This is a genomic window from Streptococcus sp. SO4, from assembly GCF_030440055.1.
Classification (GTDB): domain Bacteria; phylum Bacillota; class Bacilli; order Lactobacillales; family Streptococcaceae; genus Streptococcus; species Streptococcus nidrosiense.
Genome location: NZ_JAQFJI010000013.1, coordinates 44,522 through 56,977 on the forward strand (window position 1 = coordinate 44,522; position 12,456 = coordinate 56,977).

Annotated in this window: 11 protein-coding genes; 1 reads left to right on the forward strand and 10 read right to left on the reverse strand. The window is 41.9% G+C overall.

What is annotated here, in order from left to right; translation table 11 throughout:
- Positions 1-10: 10 nt before the first annotated feature.
- From recG to PCY08_RS08455, 10 genes are all read right to left on the reverse strand, one after another.
- Positions 11-2,026 (reverse strand): ATP-dependent DNA helicase RecG, encoded by a 2,016-nt coding sequence (recG, locus tag PCY08_RS08410; RefSeq protein WP_045762823.1) that lies wholly within the window; start codon positions 2,024-2,026, stop codon positions 11-13.
- Between the two features lie 24 nt (positions 2,027-2,050).
- The gene (alr, locus tag PCY08_RS08415) at positions 2,051-3,154 is read right to left on the reverse strand and encodes an alanine racemase (RefSeq protein ID WP_045762822.1); all 1,104 of its coding nucleotides are present in this window, start codon (positions 3,152-3,154) and stop codon (positions 2,051-2,053) included.
- A complete protein-coding gene (acpS, locus tag PCY08_RS08420) occupies positions 3,144-3,506 on the reverse strand; it encodes a holo-ACP synthase (RefSeq protein ID WP_045762856.1) in 363 nt (120 codons plus the stop codon). The genes alr and acpS overlap by 11 nt, the downstream gene beginning before the upstream one ends.
- Before the next feature lie 45 nt (positions 3,507-3,551).
- Positions 3,552-4,583, reverse strand: a complete 1,032-nt coding sequence (locus tag PCY08_RS08425; protein ID WP_045762821.1) for a 3-deoxy-7-phosphoheptulonate synthase — start codon at positions 4,581-4,583, stop codon at positions 3,552-3,554.
- 1 nt (position 4,584) lies between these two features.
- Positions 4,585-5,616, reverse strand: coding sequence for a 3-deoxy-7-phosphoheptulonate synthase (locus PCY08_RS08430; protein WP_000232201.1), 1,032 nt, complete (start codon positions 5,614-5,616; stop codon positions 4,585-4,587).
- Positions 5,617-5,697: 81 nt separating this feature from the next.
- The gene (gene secA, locus PCY08_RS08435) at positions 5,698-8,211 is read right to left on the reverse strand and encodes a preprotein translocase subunit SecA (RefSeq protein WP_301560047.1); all 2,514 of its coding nucleotides are present in this window, start codon (positions 8,209-8,211) and stop codon (positions 5,698-5,700) included.
- Positions 8,212-8,877: 666 nt separating this feature from the next.
- Positions 8,878-9,471, reverse strand: coding sequence for a LemA family protein (locus tag PCY08_RS08440; protein ID WP_000790850.1), 594 nt, complete (start codon positions 9,469-9,471; stop codon positions 8,878-8,880).
- Positions 9,472-9,509: 38 nt separating this feature from the next.
- Complete coding sequence (locus PCY08_RS08445; RefSeq protein WP_301560048.1) at positions 9,510-10,370, reverse strand: TPM domain-containing protein; 861 nt, start codon at positions 10,368-10,370, stop codon at positions 9,510-9,512.
- Between the two features lie 433 nt (positions 10,371-10,803).
- Positions 10,804-11,499 (reverse strand): LrgB family protein, encoded by a 696-nt coding sequence (locus tag PCY08_RS08450; RefSeq protein ID WP_301560049.1) that lies wholly within the window; start codon positions 11,497-11,499, stop codon positions 10,804-10,806.
- A complete protein-coding gene (locus PCY08_RS08455) occupies positions 11,496-11,870 on the reverse strand; it encodes a CidA/LrgA family protein (protein WP_000781321.1) in 375 nt (124 codons plus the stop codon). Before PCY08_RS08455 ends, PCY08_RS08450 begins: the two co-directional genes overlap by 4 nt.
- A gap of 181 nt (positions 11,871-12,051) precedes the next feature.
- Here PCY08_RS08455 and PCY08_RS08460 point away from each other — a divergent pair, with 181 nt between their 5' ends.
- Positions 12,052-12,432: a MarR family transcriptional regulator gene (locus tag PCY08_RS08460; protein ID WP_045762814.1), complete on the forward strand. Its 381-nt coding sequence runs from the start codon at positions 12,052-12,054 to the stop codon at positions 12,430-12,432.
- The last annotated feature ends 24 nt before the right edge of the window (positions 12,433-12,456 follow it).

Consider the following 12,456-nt stretch of genomic DNA (forward strand, 5'->3'; position numbering starts at 1 on the left):
TTGAAGAGTATTAATCTAAATGTTCTTTCTTCTCTAGATTCAGGGCAATCACATGCCACTCTGGATCCTCCTGCCAGTTAGGCAGTGAGCTGATATAGCTAGCCACCTTACGTGCTTCCTCAAGTATTGGGAAGTCCTCGATAATATCAGCCACTTGAAACTCTGGTAGACCTGACTGTCTGGTTCCAAAAATCTCACCCGAACCACGCATTTTTAAATCTTCTTCTGCAAGGACAAATCCATTGGTCGTTTCTGTCATGATACGCATGCGGTCTTTACCAGAGTCAGTCTTGGGATTGGCCACAAGAACTGCATAGGACTGCTTCTCCCCACGACCGACACGACCTCTGAGCTGATGAAGCTGACTAAGTCCGAAACGGTCAGCATCCATGATAATCATGACTGTCGCATTTGGCACATTGACCCCAACTTCTATAACCGTTGTCGAAACCAGAATATCAGTCTTTCTATCTTTGAACTCCTGCATAATCTGGTCTTTTTCATCACTCTTCATCTTCCCGTGTAAGAGAGCAACTTTTGCTTTTCCTGCAAAATGAGCCGTCAATTCTTCCGATAAAGCAATAGCATTTTTAAGATCTAGAGCTTCAGATTCTTCAATCAAGGGCGAAATAACATAGGCTTGAGAACCTTTTTGAATTTCTCCTTCCAACCAAGTCAGGACCTGTGGTAATTGCTCATGCTTGATCCAGCGAGTTACGATTGGTTTGCGCCCAGCAGGCATCTGGTCAATAATGGAAACATCCATATCTCCAAAGGCGGTGATGGCTAAGGTTCGTGGAATCGGTGTTGCCGTCATCATAAGGACATCTGGATTTTCTCCTTTTTCACGTAAAATACGCCTTTGTCCCACACCAAAACGGTGTTGCTCGTCGATGATAATCAAACCGAGTTTAGCATAGTCTACCCCATCTTGAATCAGAGCATGAGTTCCGATAATCACATCGACCTCGCCCTTGGCAATAGTTTCCAAAACCGTGCGTTTTTCTGCAGCTTTTAATGAACCTGTTAAGAGAGCCAGTTTCAAATCAGGAAAGAGACTTTCTAGACTTTCAAAATGTTGCTCTGCAAGAATCTCTGTTGGAACCATGAGGGCAGCCTGATAACCAGCCGTAACGGCTGCGTACATCGCTAGACCTGCCACCACTGTTTTCCCACTACCAACATCCCCTTGCAAGAGTCGATTCATGTGATGGTCCGACTTCATATCGGTCAGGATTTCTTGCAGGCTCTTTTCTTGTGCTTGGGTCAAAGCAAAAGGCAAATTTTCTTTAACCGCAGTTAGTTTTTCCTGGGACCAATTCAGGACCAGACCACTTCCGTGAATCTTATTCTCAGACTTGAGGGTCTGTAATTGCATTTGGAAATAAAAGAGTTCCTCAAACTTGATACGGCGAAGGGCCTGCTTGTATTCTGCCAAATCCTTAGGAAAATGCATAGCACGGACTGCCTGACAACGAGACATGAGTTTGTATTTGTCCAGCAAAGACTGGGGAAGATTTTCCTCAATCAAGAGGTCCAACCCCTGATCAAAGGCCGTCTTGATAACCTTGACTAGACTGGCCTGACTGATTCCCTGAGCCAGACGATAGACAGGTTGGAGGTCATCTTCCACCTGAGCTAGGACCTTCATCCCTGTCAGGCTAGCCTTGGCACGGTCCCATTTTCCAAAGACGGCAAGAGTTGCTCCCAACTCTATCTTATCAGCTAGATAGGGCTGATTAAAGAAATTCACCGCAAAAACGACTTCTCCCTGCTTGAGGCTAAAACGCAAGCGATTGCGTTTAAAACCATAGTACTGGACACTAGCAGGAGTCACTACTTGACCAGACAGTACCGCCTTTTCCCCATCTTCCAGCTCCAGCACCTGCTTGGTCTTGAAATCTTCATAACGGAAAGGAAAGTAGAGCAAGAGATCTTGCAGGTTTTCGATTCCTAGTTTGGCATATTTCTCTGCTGACTTTGGTCCCACGCCAGGCAAGACATGCAAGGGTTGATGTAAATTCATGCTCTTCTCCTTTCCTTCTGTTTCTTAATGATATTCTCTCGGAATTCGATCACTGAGGAGGCAAACTACCTCATAATTGATCGTTCCACGGTAAACCGCAACATCTGTTGCAGTAATCTCCTTGTCACCGTTTGAGCCAATCAAGGTTACCTTGGTACCTAATGGATACAGCTTAGGTAAACGAACCGTGATTTGGTCCATGGATACCCGCCCTACGATAGGGCACAATTGTCCATCCACCAGAACTGAGAAATTCTGCATATCTCGTGTCCAACCATCAGCATAACCTATCGGTACCGTTGCAATGACTTGTTCACTGTCTGCCTGATAGGTCGCTCCGTAGCCCATACAAGCCCCAGCATCTACTGTTTTGACATGAACGATGGCTGTTTCTAAGGTCAAGGCTGGTTTTAGTTCATAAGGCAATTCTAAAACTTGTCCGCTTGGATTGAGCCCATACATAGAATCTCCCATGCGAACCGCATTGAAAATCGTTTCTGCATGCCATAGAGTCGTTGCGGAGTTACTAGCATGGACTAGTTCTGGGACATCTTGCAAGCCTGCAAGTATTCCCTTGAAACACTCTAACTGTTGTTTAAAGTAACTATCCGACTCTTCATCAGCAGTTGCAAAGTGCGTAAAGATTCCCTCAACATTTGCTCCATGTTCCTTGAGTAAAGCTTGGGCTTGTGCCGCCTCGCTTGCACTTCTAAAACCAATTCGTCCCATACCTGAATCAATTTTAAGGTGAACGGTTAAACCTGATAAATCTGACTCAGTTGCAAGGAGATTCTCAATCCATTCCAATCCTGCCACTGTCAAGGTAATATCAAAGTCCTTAGCCAATGAAAGAGATTCAACCTCAGATACTCCCAAAATGAGAATTTTCTTAGAAATTCCTGCCTGACGAAGCTCGAGGGCTTCATCGATATTCGAAACGCAAAAGCCGTCAACATCATCCTGAATAGCTGTTGCAACAGCTACCGCTCCGTGTCCGTAAGCATTGGCTTTCACAACCGCCCATTTAAGAGTATCTTTGGGAATATGCGCACCCATTTGTTGGATATTGTAGCGGATAGCACCCAGATCGATGAGGGCCTTGGTTGGTCTATGTGGACTAGTTTTCATAATCTTCCTCCAAAATAACACTAGCTGTCACAAACTGATCTGTATGGCTGATCGATAGCCACACTTTCCCTGAAAACGGGGATTTACTGAAGTAGGGGGCTCCTCTTTCATTGTTCAAAACTTCCAAATCCTGAAAACCTAATTTCCCAATTCCCGTTTCCATAGCCTTTGAAAAGGCTTCTTTAGCTGACCAACGCCCAGCCAAATACTCGATTTGTCTACGACCTTTGAGACTGGCAAAACGCTCCATTTCCTTGTCGGTCAAGACACGCCGTGCAAATCCTTCTCTTTTTTCAACTGCATTTTGTATAGAAGCTAATGCTTCAATATCAATTCCGTGTCCAACTATCATTTTCGTCAAAAGGAGTTGAGACACCCCCAACTCCATCCTTTTCACTTATTTTGTTAAGGTAGAATAGATTTCTTCTACCAGGGCTACTGTATTTTCCCATCCTAGACATGGGTCTGTAATAGAGCAACCAAAGATTTCTGGTTGATTTTGGCGACCATCTGCCAAGTAGGATTCAATCATGAAACCTCGAACTGTTTTCTTAATCTTTTCATTCCAGTCACGATTGAGCAGAGCTTGACGAACAATTCGAATTTGCTCCATATATTGCTTCCCTGAATTATCATGGTTGGTATCAATCATGATAAAGGGATTTTCAAGACCCATAGACTCGTAACGTTCGATAGCATCCAAGAGAGTTTCATAGTAGAAGTTTGGTTCATTTTTCCCATATTCATTCATAGCTCCACGAAGGATAACGTGAGCTAGGGGATTCCCTGAAGTTTCAACTTCTTGTCCATGGTAAAGAAATGTTTGCTTGTTTTGTGCAGCATAGATGGCATTAAACATAACAGACAGATTTCCAGAGGTTGGATTTTTCATACCCACTGGTGCATCAATCCCTGAAGCTACAAAACGGTGTTCCTGGTCTTCTACTGAGCGTGCACCCACGGCATGGTAGCTCACCAAGTCGTCAACCAAGACTAGATTGGATGGATAAAGCATTTCATCTGCTGTAGTCAATCCAGTTTCTGTAATAACACGATAATGAAGCTGACGAACAGCCTGCAAACCATTAATCAAACTTGGTGCTTTAGAAGTATCTGGCTGATGAACCAACCCCTTGTAGCCATCTCCATTGGTACGTGGCTTGGCTGTGTAAACACGCATGACCATGAAAATCTTATCCGCAACTTTCTTCTGCAAGTCTGCTAAACGGCGAGCATATTCAAGCACTGCTTCTTCATTATCAGATGAACAAGGACCAATGACTAAAAGGATACGATCATCCTTACCAGATAGAATATCAGCTAGTTCTTGGTCTCGGCTTTCCTTATGTTGCAAGGCTTCTGCAGACAGCTGTGTTTCCGCCTTAATCGCTTCAATATCGATTTCTTGACCTTTTTCAATAAACGCCATACTATTCTCCTAGTCTTTGGTAGATTTCGCGAACAAGAGCTTCAGTATTTTCCCATCCTAGACATGGATCGGTGATAGATTTTCCAAACACCTCTGGTTCATTTTGACGACCGTCTTCTAGATAAGACTCAATCATGAAGCCACGGACATATTTTTTAATCTTTTCATTCCAGTCGCGGTTAATCAAGGTCTGACGTACGATACGAATCTGATCCATATACTGCTTACCTGAGTTGTCATGGTTGGTATCAATGATGATAAATGGATTTTCAAGCCCCATCTTTTCATACTGGGCAATAGTATCCATCAAATTATCATAGTAGTAGTTAGGAATATTTTTCCCGTATTCATTGAGGGCACCACGGAGAATAGCATGCGATAGAGGATTTCCAGTCGTTTCAACTTCTTTCCCTAGGAAAAGGAAACTTTGTTTGTTTTGAGCCGCATAAATACCGTTGAACATGACATTGAGATTTCCAGACGTTGGATTTTTAAAACCTGTCGCAAAATCTGCTCCACTAGCTACAAAACGGTGTTGTTGGTCTTCAACCGAACGAGCTCCAACTGCCATGTAAGAAATCAAGTCATCTACCAAAGGAAGGTTTTCTGGGTACAACATCTCATCCGCTGTCGTCATTCCTGTTTCAGAAATAACACGGTAATGCAGGTGACGAACCGCCTTGATCCCATTGATGAGACTAGGTGCTTCTTTGGCATTTGGTTGGTGAATCAAGCCCTTATAACCATCACCATTAGTACGTGGTTTAGCAGTGTAGACACGCATCACCATAAAGACGCGGTCTTTTACTTCTTCTTGCAGTTTTGCCAAACGCTTGGCATACTCAAGAACTGCTTCTTCATTGTCAGACGAACACGGACCAATCACTAACAAAATGCGTTGATCTTCACCACGAATAATCGCTTCAAGTTCTTGATCGCGTTGTTGTTTATTGGCAAGTGCCTGTCCTTCTAATTTAGACAAACTACGAACTTCTTCAATATTAATTTTAGGGCTTTTGGCTGTAAATACCATGATTCATCCTCCTTATAAAGCAAACGGACGCCAAGCGAAAATTCACTTTTCACTAGGCATCCGCCTGAAAATTAGTCATTCTTAATGTCGTTTACCGTGACAGTTTTTAAATTTCTTACCAGAACCACATGGGCATAAGTCGTTACGCTTAACTTGGCTAAGATCCAAATCTGCAGGAAGCTCAGTCTGTTGCGCAGCAATATTACGAGTTGCTGTCGTACTGATATGACGCTCTGCTTGTGGACGCTCTTGTTCATGAATTTGTGCTTTCATCATCAAACGAGTCACATCAAACTCAATGGAACCAATCATATCATTAAACATACGGAAACCTTCTGCTTGATACTCAACGACTGGGTTATTCTGAGCATAACCACGGAGACCAACAGCATTACGCAACTGATCAAGAGCATCGATATGGTCTGTCCACTTGTTGTCTACAACACGTAGAATCAAGACTTTTTGGAATTCTTTAACAGCTTCCTCATCACGAAGCTTAGCAACTTGGCTATCGTAGACTTTCAAGGCACGTTGGTAAAGTTCATCTTTGATCGCTTGGTCTGACAAACCTTCTAGGTCTGAAAGTGAAATTGAATCTTCTGGAAGCAAGTTGTATCTTGCAAAATTCAAGATAGCTTCTAGTTTTTCATCCTGTTTAGCACGCGCATGATTATCAACAACACGATTAATGGTGCGTTTAATCATTGCATGAATCTCAGGAGCCAAGTCGCGATCAGCAGTGATGACATCGTAACGTTGTGAGTAAATAATCTCACGTTGCTCACGCATGACATCATCGTATTGAAGGACTTGTTTACGGGTGTCGTAGTTGTTTCCTTCAACACGTTTTTGTGCTGCCTCAACCTGACGTGTCAACATACGAGATTTGATCGCTTCGTCTGACATATTGAGACGTTCAAAGACACCCTTCAAGCGCTCTGAACCGAAACGTTTCATCAAATCATCTTCAAGAGAAAGGTAGAATTGTGACTCCCCTGGATCTCCTTGACGTCCTGAACGTCCACGAAGCTGGTTATCAATACGACGACTTTCATGGCGTTCTGTACCAATGACACAAAGTCCGCCAAGTTCACGAACACCTTCACCAAGCTTAATATCAGTACCACGACCGGCCATGTTGGTCGCGATTGTAACTGCACCACGTTGGCCAGCATTCATGATGATTTGAGCTTCTTTGTAGTGGTTCTTGGCATTCAATACTTCGTGAGGAACACCTGCAGCTACCAATTTTTTAGAAATATAATCACTGGTTTCAACAGCAACAGTACCTACCAACACAGGTTGACCCTTTTGGTAACGAGCCTTAACGTCTTCGACAACCGCCTTAAACTTAGCCTCAATACTTGCATAAAGAAGGTCTGAGTGGTCAATACGTTGAACAGGACGGTTTGTTGGAATTGGAATAACACGAATGTTGTAAATTTCACGGAATTCTTCTTCCTCTGTCTTACCAGTACCTGTCATCCCTGACAACTTCTTATACATACGGAAAAGGTTTTGGTAGGTAATAGAAGCTGAAGTCTTGGTTTCATCTTGGATTGGCACACCTTCTTTGGCTTCAATCGCTTGGTGCAAACCATCAGAATAACGACGACCTTCCATGGTACGACCGGTAAATTGGTCGACAATCAAGATTTCCTGCTCTTCGCTGACCACATAGTCAATATCAAGAATCATGATGTAGTTAGCACGAAGGGCATTGTCGATAAAGTGAGTCAAGGCTACGTTTTCGATATCGTAGAGATTTTCTAGTTTGAAGTAGCTTTCAGCCTTGTCAATACCAGAATCAGATAGACCAATTGTCTTAGACTGAATATCAATAATATAGTCATCCTTATCCAAAGACTTCACAAAATGGTCAGCCATATGGTAGAGTTGGCTGGTTTCAACTGCATTGGCTCCTGAAACGATCAAAGGAGTACGAGCTTCGTCGATCAAGATTGAGTCAACCTCATCGACCAAGGCGTAGTTGAGTGGACGTTGAACCATATTTTCAGCACGAACGACCATATTATCACGAAGATAATCGAAACCAATCTCTGAGTTTGTTGAATAAGTGATATCACACTCATAAGCTTCTTTTTTCTCCATTGGAGATTTGGCTGCCAAGTTGATCCCAACTGACAAGCCGAGCCATGAGTACAACTCACCCATCTCAGTCGCGTCACGTTCTGATAGGTATTCATTGACCGTAACTACGTGAACCCCTTTACCTGAAAGAGCATTGAGGTATACAGGCATAGTCGCTGTCAAGGTTTTACCCTCACCTGTACGCATCTCAGGAACGTCACCATGGTGAAGAACGATCCCCCCCATAACCTGAACCTTATACGGGAAAAGACCAAGAACACGCTTAGCTCCCTCGCGTACAACAGCAAACGCCTCATACAAAAGTTGGTCAAGAGTCTCACCATTTTGATAGCGTTGTTTGAATTCTTCTGTTTTTGCTTGCAATTGCTCGTCTGTTAACGCAGCCATTTCATCTTCATATCTTAAGACTTTGTCCGCCATCTTTTCCAAGCGACGGAGTTCGCCTTTATCATTTTCGATGATTGTTTTTAGTAAATTTGCCATTTTTTTCCTTACTTTAAATTCTGAATATTTTAGAATGTTCTTTTTATTGTAGCATATTTGCCCAATTTTTTCAAGAAATATTCCGTTTTCCCTTAGGGCAAAAAAAGGCTAATCATCAAGATTAGTTCCCTTAAAAATTCCTACTCTTAGCTTCATTTTCACCTAATTTGAACTTCTACTTAACTTAGCATTAAGAAATGAATCATCTTCAGTTATTAGACAAGAATTTCCTCAGTTCTCTCAAGGAAGATTAGCCTCCTTCTTTTCCAACTTCAGTTTTTTCATAAATTTTAGACCAATATAAACTATCCAGTCATTGAGTAAGGACAAAAGGACTAAAACTATCCATATCAACCACCTAGCAAGATCCTTGGGTTCTAGTAAAATAAAATTAAATAAGATTAGCGAAAAAAGAGTAAAAGCTAGACTAAACAAGGCCAGGAGAGGTAAATAAATCCAGTAAAAATAGTAAAGGAATGAAAAGTGCTTACTTCCTGGTTGTACCTTCCTTTGCCAATTAAAAAAGTAAAAATAGGGCACTAAAACTAGCAATTGTAGCAACTTCTCCATCTCCTCACCTCCAGAACTGTTTCCTATTTTTATTATAGCAAAAAGACCTGGAAAGTAGTTTCCAGATCTTGTAATTCTTAAAAATAAACGGCCAGTCTACTGTTTTGATGTAGAAGTACTAAAATCAACCTTTGGAGCCGTCTTGGCTTCTTCGCTTTCTTTGAAGGTTTCTGCTTCTTTAAAGTTCATCATATTAGCAAAGAGAACAGTTGGGAAGCTTCTTAATTTTTGATTGTAGTCAGTTGCTGCCTGGTTGTAATCCTTGCGGGCTACAAAAATACGATTTTCGCTTCCAGCTAACTCCGTCATGAGTTGTTCCACATTTTGATTGCTCTTAAGCTCAGGATAGTTCTCCGTCAACACAAGCAGGCGTGAAATAGCTGAACTCAACTCACCTTGAGCCTCTTGGTTTTCCTTTGAAGTAACAGAGCCATTCCCAATTTTTGCACGTGCTTCTGCAATCTGGGTAAAGACTTCTGTCTCATGGTTCATTTGTCCCTTTACAGACTCTACCAGATTTCCAATCAAGTCTGAACGACGTTGAAGGGCTGTCGCTACATTTGCTTGAGCTTGTTCTACCTTGGTCTGTTCGGAGACAAGACCGTTATAAGTACCTACGACCGAGCAACCTCCCAGCAAGATAATTGCTAGCAAAATGCTCAATACATAAATGATTCCTTTATTTTTCATATCTAAACCTACTCATTTCTTTAAATTTTATACTGACATTACCAATCATCAGATGAACCTCCACCATCAAAGCCCCCGCCGTCCCAGCCACCAGAAGAATCTGAACCTGAGTCTGACCAAGACGAGTCCGAATCGGATGAGTCACTGATCCACCAGCCACCACTAGACGAGTCATCGTTACGAGAACTTCCACCTCCTCTGATAATGGCAATAAAGATGACGATGAAATAAATAATGATCCCGACCCCAAACATATTGTCCATAGGTTCACTGTTTTGACGGTCATTTGAGGAACTACTTCTATTTCGACTGGATTTTTTACCACTGATGCTATCGGAGTAACGTCTGATTTTTGCAGAAGCATCTGCAAATGACGTATCATCAGATGAAAAGGTTCCAGTTCCCTTATAAAACTGATTATCCAAACCTTTGGCAATTGCCAGAATCCCCTTACTATAGTCTCCATTTTTAAAGTCCGTACGACTGGCTGCCAACAATTGCTTGGTTTGGTAGTCCGTTATTCTAATTGCGGTATTATTACTGGTTTCAATTCTTGATTTACGATCTTGAACAGCTACCACAATCAAACTTCCAAAATTATCTCCTGAATAACCTACCTTCCAGGCTCTAGCCGTCTCATTAGCGACCGTTTCAATGCTTTCTCCTTCAAGACTATCTACGATATAGACACCCACTTGAAGCTTTTCTGCCTTTTTACTATTGGCTTCATTCAAATCACGAATTTGTGTGATAGTGTCCTCTGTCAAATAATGATTTGGATCGTAGATACCATAGTCTGGTTTTTCAGGTGCGGTGAATGCTGATAGGAAGAGAAATACCATCAGCAATCCAAGCAGACGCGCCAAGAAAGGATTCTTAAACAATCTATATTTTTTCATAATAACCTCCCTGTTCAAGGAAAATTGTTTAGAGAATTATAGCATTTTGATTTTTACAAAGAAAGTACATTTTCATTACAAATCCATGACATGAACTAAGAAAAAAATGTTATTTTGATGACAAATCGGACTCTCTAGAATGCATTAAATGGTCTAAATTTCCACCATATTGACTGCAACCTCTATAAGGAACAAGCACAAGCACTCGGAACCAAGCTTAGATAAATTTCACATAGGTTGGATCTGTTGGTAGGCCTTGTTTCTTGGCATTATAGTTCAGAAGATTTGCATTTCTTGATATCGAAGGATGATCACACAACTCATGACAAAAGAGATGATTTGAGAAGGAGGAATTCCTGAAGGTCGATTTTTTGCGCTTTTTTTACTGTTTTTTTCAAATAAAATGCCCAGCTACTAGAGCTGGGTTTTTGCGTTAACTCAAGATCAAATTGGCTACGATCGGACTGACAAATACGTAGAGAATACCTGTAACACCGATGGCTAGTCCTCCCATAGCACCTGCAACTGGTCCATAGCGAAAGGCCGTTCCAGTTCCAACGGCGTGCCCTGTTCCTCCCAGGGCTAATCCAGCAGCTACTGGATCGTCTATTTTTAGCCATTTTAGAAGTGTTGGTCCGATAACACTGGTCAAAATACCAGTCGCTACAACAACTACTAGGGTCACAGTTGTCAAGCCCTGCAACTTTTCTGTAATCCCTACTGCCATAGCAGTCGTTACTGACTTAGGAAAGAGAGAAATAGCTAGGAAAAAGTCCATGTCAAAGATTTTTGCGACTAGGGCTGTAAAAGTGGTATTGACGATGACAGCTAGGAAGCTACCCAGCAAAATACTCCTAACATGATGCTTCATCAAGTGGAAACTCTTATAGAGGGGAATTCCTAGAGCCACTGTTGAAGGAACAATCAAGTTATTAAGATAAACCCCACCTTGGTAGTAATCTTGGTAGGAAATGCCAGTTACCTTTAGAAAGATGATAATAAAAATAGCTGACAGCAACAAGGGAGTCGTTAAGGGATGAGGATAGCGTCTAAAAATCATCATTCCCCCAAGATAGGCTAAGATTGATAAAGCAATCCCAAATAGGGGATTGGATACAAATTCGCTCATTTGGCACCTCTTTCTTCATAGTCACCTTCATAGCGCTTTTTGATAAATTGAACCACAAGCGCAATCAGGATAATATTAATCACCGCCGCAAAAAAGACAATCAAGACAATCGGCAGAAGATAGGGAGCAATCACATCAAACTTTTCCATAATTCCAACCGCAGGAGGGAGAAAAAGAATGGTCATGTTGGCTAGCAAAAAGTTCCCCACCATATTGACATGGCGGATACGCAGCCACTTGAACTGCAAGGCTAGAAACAGAATAATCAAGCCGATGATACTTCCAGGGATCGGCAAATGAAAAAAACTGGAGATTCCTTCACCGATTAAAGAAATCACAAAGAGAATCATTAACTGAACATATAACTTCATCGTAAACTCCACAAATAGACTTTCTGCATACCAGTTTACTCTTTTTTCAGAAAATTTCAAGGAAATATATAAGAAACATCCTTCTTGCTATCCAAACCAAAAAGGTGTATACTAATTGCGTGCGCAAGCATCATAGATGCACTAGTATGATTACACTATTATAGAGGGAAAGGAGATGGACATGACTTACTTAGAAAAATGGTTTGACTTCAACCGTAGGCAAGTAGAGCTAGAAGCTATTTTAGAAGAGACCATCGCTGAGCAGAGTGAACAAACCTTGACACTCAAGGAATTTTACCTCTTGCACTTTCTAAATCAGGCTGAAGGCAAATCCCTACGACAAATCGACTTGCCAGACAAACTCCACCTGAGTCCTAGTGCTGTTTCACGGATGGTGGCTCGCTTAGAAGCAAAAAACTGCGGTTTACTTAGTCGGAGATGCTGCGACCAGGACAAGCGAGCTAGTTTTATCTGCCTGACAAGCGAAGGACAGACTACCTTGGCTTATTTACAAACAGCTGTTGAAGAAAGCTTAGCAACAAAATCAAACTGGTTGGCCTAACATATTTTTTTAAAAAAACTTGCG

Bases quoted from the DNA above. Each gene is read 5' to 3' on its own strand.
- PCY08_RS08450 (WP_301560049.1), bottom strand. From the start codon at position 11,499: ATGAGCGAATTTGTATCCAATCCCCTATTTGGGATTGCTTTATCAATC.
- PCY08_RS08455 (WP_000781321.1), bottom strand. From the start codon at position 11,870: ATGAAGTTATATGTTCAGTTAATGATTCTCTTTGTGATTTCTTTAATC.
- secA (WP_301560047.1), bottom strand. From the start codon at position 8,211: ATGGCAAATTTACTAAAAACAATCATCGAAAATGATAAAGGCGAACTC.
- PCY08_RS08445 (WP_301560048.1), bottom strand. From the start codon at position 10,370: ATGAAAAAATATAGATTGTTTAAGAATCCTTTCTTGGCGCGTCTGCTT.
- PCY08_RS08430 (WP_000232201.1), bottom strand. From the start codon at position 5,616: ATGGTATTTACAGCCAAAAGCCCTAAAATTAATATTGAAGAAGTTCGT.
- PCY08_RS08425 (WP_045762821.1), bottom strand. From the start codon at position 4,583: ATGGCGTTTATTGAAAAAGGTCAAGAAATCGATATTGAAGCGATTAAG.
- alr (WP_045762822.1), bottom strand. From the start codon at position 3,154: ATGAAAACTAGTCCACATAGACCAACCAAGGCCCTCATCGATCTGGGT.
- PCY08_RS08440 (WP_000790850.1), bottom strand. From the start codon at position 9,471: ATGAAAAATAAAGGAATCATTTATGTATTGAGCATTTTGCTAGCAATT.
- acpS (WP_045762856.1), bottom strand. From the start codon at position 3,506: ATGATAGTTGGACACGGAATTGATATTGAAGCATTAGCTTCTATACAA.
- PCY08_RS08460 (WP_045762814.1), top strand. From the start codon at position 12,052: ATGACTTACTTAGAAAAATGGTTTGACTTCAACCGTAGGCAAGTAGAG.
- recG (WP_045762823.1), bottom strand. From the start codon at position 2,026: ATGAATTTACATCAACCCTTGCATGTCTTGCCTGGCGTGGGACCAAAG.